A 13,869-nucleotide genomic window follows, 5' to 3' on the forward strand; every position below is an offset into this window, starting at 1 on the left:
GTCACGGCTATTTCTTCCCACCGGTGCATTTAATCGGTGATGTCCTTATTTCGTGTAGTCCCTTTCCTAACCTGTACTTGGCCCCTCTACTCGGCCATGGCGGTCGGCGAGAATCCCCGACCGCCCCTCCTGTAGAGAAACGCCGATGTCCGATCCAGCCTGCGAGCCAGCATTTCGTCTGGAGATAGCCGGTCTGCCCGAGCCTGTTGACGTGGTGGCCTTCACGGGTAGCGAAGCCATTAGCGAGCCCTTTGTCTATGAAGTGGAACTCCTGTTGCACGATGCGAGCCTGGACTTGGCGAGCCTGCTGTATCGCAGTGTCTGGTTGAGTTTCGGGGCTCCAGGCCGGGGCATTCATGGGCAGCTCCATGAGTTGGTCCAACACCGTCATGGCGCCGGTTGCCGGGTGCGTATCGGGCCGAAGCTGGCCTGTCTGGCGCAGCGCTTCAGCCAGCGGGTGTTCAGTGCCCGCTCGGTGCCGCAGATCATTCGCCAGGTGCTCAAGGCCCATGGCATCAGCGGCCGCCGCCTGTGCCTGGACCTGAGCGGCGATTATCCACCGCAGGATTTCTGTACCCAGTATCGCGAGTCGGACCTGCAGTTCCTCCAGCGCGTGTGCGCCCGGGCGGGTATCCACTTTCATTTCGAACACACGCGGGACGGGCATTGCCTGGTGTTCGCCGATAACCCGCACAGTTTCCCCCCCGCCGGTAAGGCGGTCTACGTGGACGACGGGCCGGCTGCCGCAGTGCGGACCTTCAGCGTGCACACCGATGTGTCGGGGCAGCAGGTCGCCCAGGGGCGCAGCGAACTGACGAACCTGCGGGGTGGCCAGGTGCTGACGTTGACGGACCATCCGTTTGCCGGTTGGAACCGGCGCTGGCTGTTGACGAAGGTCGAGCATCGCGCCCAGGCGGGTGTGTATGGCAACCATTTCAAGGCCATTCCCCGGGGCGTGCTGTTCGTGCCGGACAACATCCCGGCCAAACCACGCATGGTGAGCCGGCAACGCGGCTGGGTCGTGGCGGTGGACGAGCCGTCGGAGTTGGGAGCGGGGCGCGTGGCGGTGGAGTTCGACTGGGTCTATCAGGGCGAAGGTTCCAGCCCCAGTCATTGCTGGCTGCCCTTGGCGCCGGAGCTGGCTGCCGGCGGGGCGGCCGCGCTGTGTGACGGCACCGAGGTGCTGGTGAGCTTTATCGAAGGTGATCCGGATCGGCCGCTGATCAGTGCATTTCTGGGCGAGCCTGCCTCGGCAGCGGTTGCCGATGAGTCATCTTCAGGCGAAACACTTGGGCGGTCGGTTGTCGATCCGGTGCTGTTGTCGGCGATGCGGGAGGCCGAGCCGCTGGTCTTGTTGTGCCTGTTGCCCGAAGGCGGGCCTTTCAGCCCCTGCGGCCAACCGCTGTGCACCTGCCGCATGCTCATGGGGCGCGGCGCGGGCGTTGCTCGATGAACGCGGTCGTGCCTGGATCAACGCCGCAGTGGTTGCTGCTGGACGTACCGAGTGCGCCTGAGGCGGTGCGGCTGGTGCACGCGCAGTTCGCCGAGGCCCGGCGTTTTGCCCTGTTCGAAGGCACCGAGTTGCATGGGCTTCGCGAGCACGGCCCGTTGTTGGTGGAGCTGCGCCAATCCCCCGCGCTGGTCAGCCTTTGTCACCTGGACCCGCGCGCCTGGCCGGGGTTGTTGTTGGCCAGCCCAAAGCCCGTCGGGCAACTGCTCACGCATCTGCGGCGCATGCTGACGGTGACACTGGGCCTGCATCACAAAGCCCTGTTGAATTACTACAACCCGCACACCGCCAGCTATTTCTTCGACGGTTGCGATTCCCATGAGCTCAGTTGCTGGCTGGGGCCGATCAGCCTGGCGCGCTGGTTCGGCGGCACGTGGGCCGACCGGGCGATCGGCAGCCAGGGCTGGCAACAACTGTCCAACCCGGGACTGCCGGTGGCGGCGTTGGAGAAAGAACACGGCCTCAGCGACCGACAGCAGGGCCAGTTGCAACGATGCCTGTTGGAGCGCCACGCGTGGCAATGGTGCCGCTCCACCGGGCGTGATTACCGTCGGCTCTGGGAGGATTTGCAGCAGGGGCTGGCGTTGGGATTCTCCGAGCGGACGGTGCTCGATGACTGGCTGTGGTTGCGCCTGCAATACCCCGATGCCCGGCCCATCCCGGGGCCGGAGGGTGGTTCGCAGCGTGAGCGTCTCGAACACCTGCGGCGGCGGTGGCAGGGTCGCCAGGATTGAAGGTTATGGGGGCGGCGCGCCGAGCCAACGGTCGCGCCGCTGCAAGTGCCAGGCAAACGCACCGAGGGTCAGGCTGCGCAGGGCCATGAACAGCAGGAAGGTGATCCACAGTCCATGGTTGCCCAAGCCCAGCAGCATCCAGGCGATCGGCGACACGAGCAGGAGGGTCAAGAGCATGCCGTTGCGCATTTCCCGGGCACGGGTGGCACCGATGAACAGGCCGTCGAGCAAGTAGCTCCAGACCGCGATCAGCGGCAAGGTCGCCAGGTAGGGCAGGTAGTCGTAAGCGGTGGCGCGCACGTCGGGGATATCGGTTTGCATGTCGATGAACAAGTGGCCGGCGAGCAGGAACAGCAGGGCAAAGCCGAGGCTTGCAATCAGTGACCAACCGCCGGCCACCACCAGCGAGCGACGCAGGGCCAGGCGGTCGCGGGCGCCAATGGCATGGCCGCACAGGGCTTCCACGGCGTGGGCCAGGCCGTCCAGGGCATGGGCAGTCAGCAGCAGGCCGTTGAGCAGCAAGGCATTGGCCGCCACGGTGGCGTCCCCCAGGCGCGCGCCTTGCACCGTGATCAGGAAAAACACCGCTTGCAGTGCCAGGCTGCGAATGAAGATGTCCCGGTTCACCGCCAGTAGCGGACGCCAGTTCTGCCACACGCCCAGGGCCGCCCAGGCCATCTGCCCGGGCCAGGCCCGCAGTGTATTGCGAGCCAGGGCCAGGCCGACCAGCGCTCCGGTCCACTCGGCAATCACCGACGCCCGGGCCGAGCCGGTCACGCCCCAGTCCAGGCCGATCACGAACCAAAGATTCAGGGCGATGTTGACCAGGTTGGTCACCAACAGGATCGCCAACGGCGCCCGGGCATTCTGGGCGCCGAGGAACCAGCCCACCAGCGCATAGCTGGCCAGCGCCGCCGGTAAGCCGAAGAGCCGGGTGTGGAAGAAGTCGCGGGTCAACTGGTTGAGCTCGGCGGACGGCTGCATGAAATGCAACGCCACGTCGCTCAACGGCACGCCGACGGCACCGAGCAGCAGCGCCAGCCCCATCGCCAACAGCAGTCCTTGCAACAACACTTGTCGCAACGCCGCCCCGTCACCCCGCCCGGCGGCTTGGGCGGCGAACCCGGTGGTGCCCATGCGCAAGAAACCCATGGCCCACGCCAACACCGTATACAAACTCGCCCCGACCGCCACGGCGCCCAACTGATGGGCATGGGGCAAATGGCCGATGACGGTACTGTCCACCAACGCCACCAGCGGCACGGAGATGTTCGAGAGAATCATCGGCGCAGCCAGTGCCCAGACCCGGCGATGGGTCAGGCGGTCGCGCCAGTCGGTGATCAGGTTGGACATGCGGGCTCCTTGATGGAGCGCGATTGTAGCGGGTTCTTGGATTGATCGTGCCCGGTGCAGAGAGGGAGCACGCAGACCTCTAAAGTGACCTCGGGCTCATCGTGGCGAGGGAGCTTGCTCCCGCTCGGCTGCGAAGCAGTCGCAAGACCAGCCGATGTGGTCTGTCTGGAACATTGCTTCAGCTCATTTGGGGCGGCTTCGCCACCCAGCGGGAGCAAGCTCCCTCGCCACGGGTGGTGTCCGGTGTGAGCGCTAGGGTGGGGAGCGGTCCCAGTGTCAGTGAATGATCCAACTCAACAACCACAACCCCAGCACCAGCCAGATGATGCCCATGACGATCGAGGCCCGCATGAAGGCGCGGATGGCCGAGTACAGCAGCATCAGCCCGAGGATCAGCGCGATGATGCTGATGATCGAAGTGTCCATGCCCAAGGTGCGTGACAGCCCATCGACGAAGTTGCCGCCGGCGTTGGCCAGGATGTTGAAGAGGCCGCTGAGCAGGTCGACGATGAAACGGATTACCGAACCGAGCGCCTGGCCGAGCCATTCGAAAAAGCTTTCTACCTGCATATGTGCATCCTGATGGGAGGGAATCCGAACTGAGCCGTTGGCTCCTGATTGTAGGAGCTGTGGCGGCCGAGTTGGTTCGATTATGGGGCAAACCGTCGCTTCGTACCGAGACTCTTGCCTTCCCCGGTCATCCCCCTGAAGCTATGCGCATTCAGGAGAACCCGATGAACCTTGTTGAACTGACCGCACGCCTGCATGCCATTCGTGACCATAACGATTGGCGGCAATTCCACAGCCCGAAAAACCTCGCCATGGCCGCCAGTGTGGAAATGGCCGAACTGGTGGAGATTTTCCAGTGGCTGACCGAGGACCAGTCGCGCCAGTTGCCGGCGGACAAACTGGCCCACGCCGGGCAGGAAGTCGGTGACATCGTGTTGTACCTGTTGCTGCTTTGCAGCGAGCTGGGCCTGGACATGGACGCCGTGGTGCGCAGCAAGCTGGCCGACAGCGAACGGCGGTTCGGCCAATGAGCGACCGTCATTTCGATCAGCTCGCCACGCGCTTCGCGGAAAAAATCTACGGCGGGGCCAAGGGCGCCATCCGCCTGGCGGTGCTTCAGGCCGATCTGCTGGAAACCTTGCCGCAGCGTCCATTGCGTGTGCTGGACATCGGCGCTGGCCTGGGCCACATGTCGTTGTGGTTGGCCGAGCGCGGTCACCAAGTGACCCTGGCCGAGCCGGCCGAGCCCATGCTCGAAGGCGCCCGCCAGCGTTTTGCCGAGGCCGGCCAGCAGGCCACGTTCATCCAGGCACCGTGGCAGGACCTGCTCGGCCAACTGACCGAGCCTTACGACCTGGTGCTGTGTCACGCGGTGCTGGAATGGTTGGCCGAGCCCCACGCGATCCTGCCGGTGCTGCATCAACTGACGGCGCCTGGCGGTTGGCTGTCCCTGGCGTTCTACAACCGCGACGCGCTGGTCTATCGCAACCTGCTCAAGGGGCATTTCCGCAAGTTGCGCAAAAATGACATGGCCGGCGAAAAACAGAGCCTGACGCCGCAACAACCCCTTGATCCGCGAGATTTGGCGGCGCAACTTGAAGGCCTGTGGCAGGTCGAAAGCCAGAGTGGCGTGCGGGTTTTCCATGACTACATGCCGGTGGAGTTCCAGGGCCGCGTGGAACTTGCGCAGTTGCTGGAAATGGAACTGGCCCACCGTCGCCATCCGGCGTTTGCCGGGTTGGGACGTTATCTGCACTGGATCTGCCGTCCCCTCTGATCCGCAAGTGCAATTGGAGCGCGAAATGAAAGGTCGTTCAGGGTTGTTGGTGCTGTGCCTGGGGCTGGTGGCCTGCCAGGGCAGCAACCCCTATGTCGCCACCTCCAATCCGTTGCCGCCGGCGCCACCGGAGGCCGCCACGGTATTCGACCGCAGCGCCTACCCGGCGCCGCCCCGTGATTACGGGCGCTATCGCAGCTGGGCCTGGCGCGACGGGCGCCTGCCGCCGGGCACTGCCTGGGCGGATTCGGCCCAGGTGGCCGAAGCGGTGAGCAATGCCCTCGACCAGCGTGGCCTGCGGCCGCTGCATGACAACCGGCCCGCCGACCTGTTCGTCAGCGCCGACCTGCGCCTGGAGACCCGCGTGCGCCAGGTCCGGGATGATTATGATGCCGGCTATTACGGCGGCTATAACCGTTATGACCGCTACGGTCCGGGTTATGGCGTGTACCATCCGATGCCGATGGTGCGCACGTATCAGGAGCAAGTCGTGGTGGTCCGGGTGGACCTGTTCGATGCCCGCACCGGTCAGCCGGTGTGGAGCGCCAGCGCCGAGACGGGCCAGCGGGGCAGCCAGAGCGAACGCAGCGATGCCATTCGCGAGGCGGTGGAAAAAGCCATGTCGGCGTATCCCCCAAGTTGATTACGCAACGGAGAAAAACCATGTTTCGCCGTCTTGCTCTATTGGCCTTCACCCTGTTGCTGGGGGCTTGTGCTTCTAACCAGGTCAACCATGACTTCGACACCAGCCGTGACTTTGCGGCGTATCGCAGTTGGAGCTGGAAAGACCCGGCGCTGCAGTATCGCCCCGATGATCCACGCATCAAGAGCGACCTGACCGAACAGCGGATCCGCCAGGCGGTGGCCGATCAACTCGACCAGCGCGGCTTGCGCCCGGCTGTGGTGGGCGGGCGCGGCGATGTGCTGGTCCAGGCCTATTTGATCGTCGAGGACCGCCAGCAGCAGGTCACCACTCACTACGGCGGTGGTTGGGGTGGCCCGTGGAATGGCTACTGGGGTGGGCCGATGTACAACGAAACCCGCAACATCAGCTACAAAGTCGCCACCGTGCAGATCGACCTGCTCGACGGCAAGGACGGCAAGCTGGTGTGGCGTGGCAGTGATGAACAACTGCTCAGCAACTCCCCCAACCCGGCCGACCGCAACACCGCCGTGCGCGAGACGGTGGGGCGGATTCTGTCCAACTACCCGCCGCGCTGACCACGGCGAATTCAAGATGGGTGGAGGCTGAGCCACCACCATCGCGAGCAAGCTCGCTCCCACAGGGATTGGCGGTGGACATCGTCTCTATGAACACCCCGAAACAAACTGTGGGAGCGAGCTTGCTCGCGAAGACGGCGGCACATTCAACCTTGATGCAAGCTGACCCAGCCATCGCGAGCAAGCTCGCTCCCACAGGGATTGGCGGTGGACATCGTCTCTATGAACACCCCGAAACAAACTGTGGGAGCGAGCTTGCTCGCGAAGACGGCGGCACATTCAACCTTGATGCAAGCTGACCCAGCCATCGCGAGCAGGCTCGCTCCCACAGGGGGTGGCGGTGAATGCCATCGACCTGCTCAGGTTGCCGGCCGCCACTCTCCCACCATATGTTCCAGCGCCCCGGTCCCCACCAGTTGCAGTTGCCCACTGGAGCCCGCCGCGCTGGACAGCAGGGTCACTTCGCTGGGCAGGCGCACCGGTTTCCTGAAGGTCACCTCGATCTCGATGTTGGCCTCGGGCAGGTGGTCATCCAGCGCCGCCAGGGTCCTGGCCTTGTTCCACAAGCCATGGGCGATGGCGGTGGGGAAGCCGAACAGCCTGGCGCTGATACCGCTCAGGTGAATCGGGTTGTAGTCGCCGGAAACCTTGGCGTATTGCCGGCCGATGTCAGCCGGTGCGGTCCAGCGCGCGACTTCAATCAATGGCAGGCTGGCCTGAGGGGATTCGTCCACGAGCGCGCCGTCAAGCTGGACGCCTTTGCACAGCATCTGGCTCCGGGCCTCCCACAAGGGCCCCAACTGATCATCGAGGCCGGTCACCAGGTCGAATACCGCGCCTTTGGGGTGGGCTTGCAGGTTCTCGACATGGACGCTGGCCCGCACCTGGCCGACCCCGCCCATGGGCCGCATTACGCGAATGCGGTTGCTCAAGTGGATCAGCCCCAATAGCGGAAAGGGAAAGTCCCGCCCCGTGAGCAATTGCATCTGCAGGGCAAACGCCAGGACGTGGGGATAAGTCGGCGGCAGCAGTCCGTTATCGACGAAACCGCACACTTTGCGATAGGCCGCCAGCCGTTGCGGGTCGACCTGAAGCACTTGGCGCAGGCCTTCCTCGGGCAAGGTCGTTCCGGTGACCTTGCGCCGCGTCGCCGCTTTTGAATAGAGCCCGGACATGGATGGCGGGCTGCTGACCTCATGCCATTGGATCGTCATGGTCATGCTCCCAAAAGGCTTTGCCCGCATACCCGCAGGGCCTGCCCGGTCACGGCGCCCGTGCCCGGCTGCGCGAGCCAGGCCACGGCTTCGGCGACATCTTGAGGCAAGCCGCCCTGGCCGAGGGAACTCATGCGCCGCCCGGCCTCGCGCAAGGCGAAGGGGATCTCGGCGGTCATGCGGGTTTCAATGAACCCCGGCGCCACGGCGTTGATGCTGATGCCCCGAGATTGCAGCAGCGGCGCCCAGGCCTGGGCCAGGCCGATTAGCCCGGCCTTGCTCGCCGCATAGTTGGTCTGCCCACGGTTGCCGGCAATGCCGCTGATGGAGGCCAGCAGAACGACCCGGCCATTGTCGCGCAGAGTGCCGCTGTCGAGCAGGGCCTTGGTCAGCACTTGCGGGGCGTTGAGGTTGACGGCCAACACGGCGTCCCAGAATTCCGGAGTCATATTGGCGAGGGTCTTGTCCCGGGTGATGCCGGCGTTGTGCACCACGATGTCGACGCCGTCGGGCAGGTGCTCGATCAACTGGGCGGCGGCATCTTCGGCGCAGATATCCAGCGTGACGCTGCGCCCGCTCAAGCGCGCCGCCAGGGCGTCGAGGTCGGTCTTGGCCTGGGGGACGTCGAGCAGGATCACGTCGGCGCCATCGCGGGCCAGGGTTTCGGCGATAGAGGCGCCGATCCCGCGGGCCGCGCCAGTGACCAGCGCCTTGAGCCCCGTAAGCGGTCGGGTCCAGTCATGGACCTGGGTGCCACAGGCGTCGAGGCGAATGACCTGCCCGGAAATGAAGGCACTCTTGGGCGACAGGAAAAACCGCAGCGCACCTTCCAACTGCGCTTCGGCACCGTCGCCGACATACAGCAGTTGCAGCGTCCCGCCGTGGCGCAGCTCTTTGGCCAGGGAACGGCTGAAACCTTCCAACGCCCGCTGGGCACTGGCGGCGAACGGATCGCCAAGGCTTTGCGGCGCGCGCCCGAGGATGACGACATGGGCGCTGTGGTCGAGGTTCTTCATCAGCGGCTGGAAAAACTCCCGCAACTGCTTGAGCTGGTCGGTCTGCACCAAATGGCTGGCGTCGTACACCACTGCCTTGATTTTCGGTCCGTGGCCGGGGATCCACTCGGTGGCCACGGTCGGTTCGCCGCCGTAGATGAAAATGGTGTCGGTCAGGCGCTTGGCGAACGTGCCGATCTGTTCGGTCAACGGCCCGCCGCCCAGCAGCAGGGCGCCTTCGATCGGCCGTAGCCGCCCGGCCTGCCAGCGTTCCAGGCGTACCGGCGATGGCAGGCCGAGGGACCCGACCATGCGCCGGCCAATGGGCGAATTGGCGAAGTCGATATAACGGTCAGACATGGAACACACTCCGGCTGATGAGGTTCCAAGTGTGGACCATGATTGGCAATCAGTCGTTCGATCGGCGAGATAAAGCCTAAGCTTGAGCGGGAGCGCGTTGTCCAGGGCACCGAACCCCTGTGGGAGCAAAGCTTGCTCGCGATGAACGATGACGCGACCTACCTGAAAAACGCGGTGTCTGCATCGCGAGCAAGCTTTGCTCCCACAGGGGGCGGTTGAGTTTTCTTAGTGCATCAGACCTACAGGGGAGTTCTTCATGACACAACTACGCCGCGTCGCGATCATCGGTGGTAACCGCATTCCCTTCGCCCGCTCCAACGGGCCCTATGCCACCGCCAGCAACCAGGCGATGTTGACGGCCGCCCTCGAGGGGCTGATCGAACGCTACAACCTGCATGGCTTGCACATCGGCGAAGTGGCTGCCGGGGCGGTGCTCAAGCACTCCCGGGATACGAACCTGACCCGCGAATGCGTGCTCGGTTCGCGGCTGTCACCGATGACGCCTGCCTATGACGTACAGCAGGCCTGTGGCACCGGGCTGGAGACGGTGCTGCTGGTGGCCAACAAGATCGCCCTGGGCCAGATCGACAGCGCCATTGCCGGCGGCGTCGACACCACGTCGGATGCGCCAATCGCGGTCAATGAAGGGTTGCGCAGGATCTTGCTGCAAGCCAATCGCGCCAAGACCACCGCTGAGAAAATCAAAGTATTCCTGCAATTGCGCCCCCAGCACCTGATGCCGGACTTGCCGCGTATCAACGAACCGCGCACCGGCCTGAGCATGGGCGAGCACTGTGAATTGATGGCCCAGACCTGGCAGATCCCCCGGGAGGCCCAAGACCAGTTGGCCCTGGAAAGCCATCAGAAAATGGCCGCGTCCTACGCCGAAGGTTGGCAGAACGACTTGATGACCCCGTTTCTCGGCCTGACCCGGGACAACAACCTGCGCCCGGACCTGACCCTGGAGAAACTCGCCTCCCTCAAGCCGGCCTTCGAAAAAAGTGCCAAGGGCACGATGACGGCGGGCAACTCCACGCCACTGACCGACGGCGCCTCGTTGGTGCTGCTGGGCAGCGAAGAATGGGCCAAGGCCCGGGGCCTGCCGATCCTGGCATACCTGCGCGACGGTGAAACGGCAGCGGTGGATTTCGTCAATGGCGCCGAAGGGTTGCTGATGGCCCCGGTCTACGCCGTGCCGCGGTTGCTGGCGCGCAACGGCCTGACCTTGCAGGACTTCGATTACTTCGAGATCCACGAAGCGTTCGCCGCCCAAGTGTTGTGCACGCTGAAGGCCTGGGAAGACCCGGACTATTGCAAGACCCGCCTGGGCCTCGACGCGCCGCTGGGGTCCATTGACCGCGGTCGGTTGAACGTGAAGGGCAGTTCCCTGGCCGCCGGGCATCCGTTTGCCGCCACGGGCGGGCGCATTGTCGCCAACCTCGCCAAGTTGCTGGATGCCGCCGGGCGAGGTCGCGGGTTGATTTCCATCTGCGCCGCCGCCGGCCAGGGTGTGACGGCGATTATCGAGCGTTGACGAGGGCGCCCTCCTGGCGAGACGCCAGTGCCTTGTGCTGGCTGGCGTAGCGCTCGGCCAGGATCGAGCAGACGATCAACTGCAGCGGGTGGTAGATCATGATCGGCAACAGAATCAGCCCCAGGCCGGGATGGTTGCCGAAAATCAACGCCGCCATCGGCACCCCGGCGGCGAGGGATTTCTTGCTGGCGCAGAACACCGCGGCGACTTCATCGGCGTTGTTGAATTTCAGGGCGCGGGCGGTGCGGGTGGTCGCCCACAGGATGATTGCCAGCAGCACGGCACTGCCCACCACTGCGCTGAGCAACACGCCGTTGCCTTGCTGGCGCCAGATGCCGGACACCATGGAGTTGCAGAAGGCCGCGTAGACCAGCAGCAGGATCACCAGCTTGTCGATGACGCTGGTGTAGCGTTTGTACCGACCGAAAAAGTCGGCCAGCCAACGTCGCAGGAACTGCCCCAGCACCAGCGGCAGCAGCAACATCATGCACAGGTCAAGCAAGGTTGAACCCAGGTCGATGCCACCGGCGCCGCTGCCGACCACGAAACTGACCAGCAACGGTGTCAGGAAAATGCCCAGCACGCTGGACAGGCTCGCGTTGAGAATCGCCGCCGGCACGTTACCTTTTGCACTGCCAGTCAGGGCCACCGAGGAAGAAATCGTCGAGGGCAGGGCGCACAGGTAGAAGAACCCCAGCATCAGCAGCGCCGGCACATGGCTGCCCAGCAGCCAGTTGCTGAGCAGCCAGAGCAACGGAAATACGCCAAAGGTGAAAGCCTGCACCATCACGTGCAGCCGGATGTTCTTCAGGCCGTGGCGGATCTGCTCGCCGGACAGGTTGACCCCGTGCAGGAAGAACACCACGAAGATGCCGATGTTGACCACCCATTCGGCATGCATGGCACCGCCCGTGGCACCGAAGGTGGGAAAGAAGTACGCCAGCAGCGTGGCGAGCACCATGCCGCACAGGAACCAGTCGGTCATCATGCGTTTGAGGTGTCTGAAGATATGCATAGGGCACCGCATGTTGTAAGAAAAGTCGACTTAGCCTAACGTCGTCCTCATCAGTCGTCTTGCGACATAAGGCCAATCAATGCCGCCTAACGGACACCAGCAGCTGGAACGACGTATCCCCGACCTGGCGCAATTGCCGAGGCCGCTGTATGCCCGCGTCGAAAGCTTGAACGCCGGTTCCTGGACGCAAGCCCATCGTCATGACTGGGTGCAATTTTCCTACGCCATCAGCGGCGTTCTCGGCGTACACACCGCCGCCGGCAGTTTCTTCGCCCCGCCACAACGGGGCATCTGGATCCCGGCCGACCTGGAACATCAGGTGGTGACCTCCACCCGGGCGGAAATGCGCAGCCTGTATGTCCATCGTCACGCCTGCCCCTGGGCCGATGAGCGCTGTCGGGTGCTGGAAGTCACGCCACTGGCCCGTGAGTTGATCAAGGTGTTTTGCCAGTTGCCGGTCGATTATCCCCAAGGCGATACCCAGGAAGAACGGCTGGTGCAGGTGTTGCTGGACCAGTTGGCGACGTTGCCGGAAGTGGGATTTTCCCTGCCGCTGCCGCGACATGCCCGCTTGCTGGCGCTGTGTAACGAATTGATCGAACAGCCTGAACAGAACGTCACCTTGCAAGCCTGGTCTGAACGTCTGGGCACGTCGGAAAAAACCCTGATGCGTCTGTTCCAGCGTGAGACCGGCCTGAGCTTTCGTGCCTGGCGCCAGCGCATGCGCTTGTTATCGTCCCTGGGCTCCTTGGAGAAAGGGGACAGCGTCACCAGCGCCGCGTTGTCGTGTGGGTATGATTCAACGTCCGCATTCATTGCCGCGTTCAAGGGGATGTTCGGGTATACACCGGGGGAGTTGTTCAAGCATTGAGCCGGCGCACTTGCCTACGGCTGGCGGTGGACATGACTGTCAGCTCTTGTCGCAAATACCTGGGTATTGAGTTGCCAACGCCAGCGCCGGTCTCGGCTATGATTCGACGCCGTCGATTGATCCGGCACATTGTGTGCATCACAGGTTCATAGGTCGGCAACCCCTCCCCGTGGAGGATGGATTGCCGTATAACGACTGTCATTCGCGTGTTTGGTAATAAAGGACCCACAATAAAAGCTGATGAAGACTCCAAAACGCATTGAACCCCTGATCGAGGACGGTCTGGTCGACGAGGTGCTGCGCCCACTCATGAGTGGTAAAGAAGCAGCTGTTTATGTGGTGCGCTGCGGCAACGAGCTACGTTGCGCGAAGGTCTACAAGGAGGCGAACAAGCGAAGTTTTCGTCAGGCGGCCGAGTATCAGGAAGGCCGCAAGGTGCGCAACAGCCGTCAGGCCCGGGCCATGGCCAAGGGCTCGAAGTTCGGGCGCAAGGAAACCGAGGACGCCTGGCAGAATGCCGAAGTGGCGGCATTGTTCCGCCTGGCAAGCGCGGGTGTGCGCGTGCCCAAGCCGTACGACTTCCTTGAAGGCGTGCTGCTGATGGAGCTGGTGGCCGACGAGTACGGCGATGCGGCGCCGCGCCTGAACGATGTGGTGCTGGAGCCGGACCAGGCCCGTGAGTATCACGCCTATCTGATTTCCCAGATCGTGTTGATGCTGTGTACCGGCCTGGTGCACGGTGACCTGTCGGAGTTCAACGTGCTGCTGACGCCGACGGGGCCGGTGATCATTGACCTGCCGCAAGCCGTGGATGCGGCGGGTAACAACCATGCCTTCAGCATGCTGGAGCGGGACGTGGGCAACATGGCGTCCTACTTCGGCCGGTTTGCCCCGGAACTCAAGCGCACCAAGTACGCGAAGGAAATGTGGGCGCTGTACGAAGCGGGCACCCTGCACCCGGCCAGCGTGCTGACCGGCGAGTTCGACGAGCCGGAAGAACTGGCGGATGTCGGCGGGATCATGCGTGAAATCGAGGCCGCCCGCCTGGATGAAGAACGCCGTCAGGCCGTTCGCGCCGCCGACGATGCCCCACCCGGCAAGACCGAAGAACCGCCACCGCCGTGGATGCAATGATCGGCTGAACAGAAACCCGGCCTATGGCCGGGTTTTTTGTGGGCACTGCAAAATCCTCTATCCACCGCAGGCCTCCTGTGTGGGAGCGAGCTTGCTCGCGATAGCGGTGGGGCCGCTTGCATCGATGTTGAATGTGCCGCCG

General features: G+C 63.8%; 14 protein-coding genes. 9 read left to right on the forward strand and 5 right to left on the reverse strand.

Annotated elements, in window-relative coordinates; translation table 11 throughout:
- Positions 1-145: 145 nt before the first annotated feature.
- Positions 146-1,453: a type VI secretion system Vgr family protein gene (locus ACZ5M5_RS03510; RefSeq protein ID WP_464738592.1), complete on the forward strand. Its 1,308-nt coding sequence runs from the start codon at positions 146-148 to the stop codon at positions 1,451-1,453.
- Positions 1,450-2,244, forward strand: coding sequence for a DUF4123 domain-containing protein (locus ACZ5M5_RS03515; RefSeq protein WP_103310742.1), 795 nt, complete (start codon positions 1,450-1,452; stop codon positions 2,242-2,244). The genes ACZ5M5_RS03510 and ACZ5M5_RS03515 overlap by 4 nt, the downstream gene beginning before the upstream one ends.
- 3 nt (positions 2,245-2,247) lie before the next feature.
- Here ACZ5M5_RS03515 and ACZ5M5_RS03520 read toward each other — a convergent pair whose 3' ends face one another.
- Together ACZ5M5_RS03520 and ACZ5M5_RS03525 are read right to left on the reverse strand one after the other, a co-directional pair.
- Positions 2,248-3,597 (reverse strand): MATE family efflux transporter, encoded by a 1,350-nt coding sequence (locus ACZ5M5_RS03520; RefSeq protein ID WP_103310744.1) that lies wholly within the window; start codon positions 3,595-3,597, stop codon positions 2,248-2,250.
- A 276-nt stretch (positions 3,598-3,873) separates the two neighbouring features.
- Positions 3,874-4,167, reverse strand: a complete 294-nt coding sequence (locus tag ACZ5M5_RS03525) for a hypothetical protein (protein WP_060739338.1) — start codon at positions 4,165-4,167, stop codon at positions 3,874-3,876.
- A gap of 164 nt (positions 4,168-4,331) precedes the next feature.
- On the opposite strand from ACZ5M5_RS03525, the gene ACZ5M5_RS03530 reads away from it, so the two are divergent.
- The 4 genes from ACZ5M5_RS03530 to ACZ5M5_RS03545 are packed head-to-tail and all read left to right on the forward strand — an operon-like array spanning position 4,332 to position 6,604.
- Entirely contained in the window at positions 4,332-4,637 is a 306-nt protein-coding gene (locus ACZ5M5_RS03530; protein WP_060739337.1) for a MazG-like family protein, read from the forward strand.
- Positions 4,634-5,383: a methyltransferase gene (locus tag ACZ5M5_RS03535; RefSeq protein ID WP_060739336.1), complete on the forward strand. Its 750-nt coding sequence runs from the start codon at positions 4,634-4,636 to the stop codon at positions 5,381-5,383. The genes ACZ5M5_RS03530 and ACZ5M5_RS03535 overlap by 4 nt, the downstream gene beginning before the upstream one ends.
- Positions 5,384-5,408: 25 nt before the next feature.
- On the forward strand, positions 5,409-6,026 hold the full coding sequence (locus tag ACZ5M5_RS03540) for a DUF4136 domain-containing protein (protein ID WP_060739335.1): 618 nt from the start codon (positions 5,409-5,411) through the stop codon (positions 6,024-6,026).
- A 20-nt stretch (positions 6,027-6,046) separates the two neighbouring features.
- Complete coding sequence (locus ACZ5M5_RS03545; protein ID WP_464738593.1) at positions 6,047-6,604, forward strand: DUF4136 domain-containing protein; 558 nt, start codon at positions 6,047-6,049, stop codon at positions 6,602-6,604.
- 359 nt (positions 6,605-6,963) lie between these two features.
- On the opposite strand, the gene ACZ5M5_RS03550 is transcribed toward ACZ5M5_RS03545, so the two are convergent.
- Positions 6,964-7,818 carry a MaoC family dehydratase gene (locus ACZ5M5_RS03550; RefSeq protein ID WP_464738594.1) on the reverse strand — a complete coding sequence of 285 codons (855 nt, stop codon included), beginning with the start codon at positions 7,816-7,818 and terminating at the stop codon, positions 6,964-6,966.
- Between the two features lie 2 nt (positions 7,819-7,820).
- Positions 7,821-9,173: a 3-oxoacyl-ACP reductase gene (locus ACZ5M5_RS03555; RefSeq protein WP_464738595.1), complete on the reverse strand. Its 1,353-nt coding sequence runs from the start codon at positions 9,171-9,173 to the stop codon at positions 7,821-7,823.
- 256 nt (positions 9,174-9,429) lie between these two features.
- Between ACZ5M5_RS03555 and ACZ5M5_RS03560 the strand changes: the two genes are divergently transcribed.
- A complete protein-coding gene (locus ACZ5M5_RS03560) occupies positions 9,430-10,707 on the forward strand; it encodes an acetyl-CoA C-acetyltransferase (RefSeq protein ID WP_060739329.1) in 1,278 nt (425 codons plus the stop codon).
- Here the strand turns inward: ACZ5M5_RS03560 and ACZ5M5_RS03565 are convergent.
- Positions 10,694-11,722 (reverse strand): bile acid:sodium symporter family protein, encoded by a 1,029-nt coding sequence (locus ACZ5M5_RS03565; RefSeq protein WP_464738596.1) that lies wholly within the window; start codon positions 11,720-11,722, stop codon positions 10,694-10,696. The two genes, ACZ5M5_RS03560 and ACZ5M5_RS03565, sit on opposite strands and share 14 nt — an antisense overlap.
- 79 nt (positions 11,723-11,801) lie before the next feature.
- On the opposite strand from ACZ5M5_RS03565, the gene ACZ5M5_RS03570 reads away from it, so the two are divergent.
- Both ACZ5M5_RS03570 and ACZ5M5_RS03575 read left to right on the forward strand, forming a co-directional pair.
- Positions 11,802-12,593: an AraC family transcriptional regulator gene (locus ACZ5M5_RS03570; protein WP_060739327.1), complete on the forward strand. Its 792-nt coding sequence runs from the start codon at positions 11,802-11,804 to the stop codon at positions 12,591-12,593.
- A 240-nt stretch (positions 12,594-12,833) separates the two neighbouring features.
- Positions 12,834-13,727: a PA4780 family RIO1-like protein kinase gene (locus tag ACZ5M5_RS03575; protein WP_014336406.1), complete on the forward strand. Its 894-nt coding sequence runs from the start codon at positions 12,834-12,836 to the stop codon at positions 13,725-13,727.
- Positions 13,728-13,869: the final 142 nt, after the last annotated feature.

It is taken from the genome of Pseudomonas sp. Van50, from assembly GCF_055390755.1.

Coding starts and splice junctions, on each gene's coding strand:
- ACZ5M5_RS03545 (WP_464738593.1), top strand. CDS start 6,047: ATGTTTCGCCGTCTTGCTCTATTGGCCTTCACCCTGTTGCTGGGGGCT.
- ACZ5M5_RS03560 (WP_060739329.1), top strand. CDS start 9,430: ATGACACAACTACGCCGCGTCGCGATCATCGGTGGTAACCGCATTCCC.
- ACZ5M5_RS03555 (WP_464738595.1), bottom strand. CDS start 9,173: ATGTCTGACCGTTATATCGACTTCGCCAATTCGCCCATTGGCCGGCGC.
- ACZ5M5_RS03540 (WP_060739335.1), top strand. CDS start 5,409: ATGAAAGGTCGTTCAGGGTTGTTGGTGCTGTGCCTGGGGCTGGTGGCC.
- ACZ5M5_RS03570 (WP_060739327.1), top strand. CDS start 11,802: ATGCCGCCTAACGGACACCAGCAGCTGGAACGACGTATCCCCGACCTG.
- ACZ5M5_RS03515 (WP_103310742.1), top strand. CDS start 1,450: ATGAACGCGGTCGTGCCTGGATCAACGCCGCAGTGGTTGCTGCTGGAC.
- ACZ5M5_RS03525 (WP_060739338.1), bottom strand. CDS start 4,167: ATGCAGGTAGAAAGCTTTTTCGAATGGCTCGGCCAGGCGCTCGGTTCG.
- ACZ5M5_RS03575 (WP_014336406.1), top strand. CDS start 12,834: ATGAAGACTCCAAAACGCATTGAACCCCTGATCGAGGACGGTCTGGTC.
- ACZ5M5_RS03530 (WP_060739337.1), top strand. CDS start 4,332: ATGAACCTTGTTGAACTGACCGCACGCCTGCATGCCATTCGTGACCAT.
- ACZ5M5_RS03565 (WP_464738596.1), bottom strand. CDS start 11,722: ATGCATATCTTCAGACACCTCAAACGCATGATGACCGACTGGTTCCTG.
- ACZ5M5_RS03520 (WP_103310744.1), bottom strand. CDS start 3,597: ATGTCCAACCTGATCACCGACTGGCGCGACCGCCTGACCCATCGCCGG.
- ACZ5M5_RS03535 (WP_060739336.1), top strand. CDS start 4,634: ATGAGCGACCGTCATTTCGATCAGCTCGCCACGCGCTTCGCGGAAAAA.
- ACZ5M5_RS03550 (WP_464738594.1), bottom strand. CDS start 7,818: ATGACGATCCAATGGCATGAGGTCAGCAGCCCGCCATCCATGTCCGGG.
- ACZ5M5_RS03510 (WP_464738592.1), top strand. CDS start 146: ATGTCCGATCCAGCCTGCGAGCCAGCATTTCGTCTGGAGATAGCCGGT.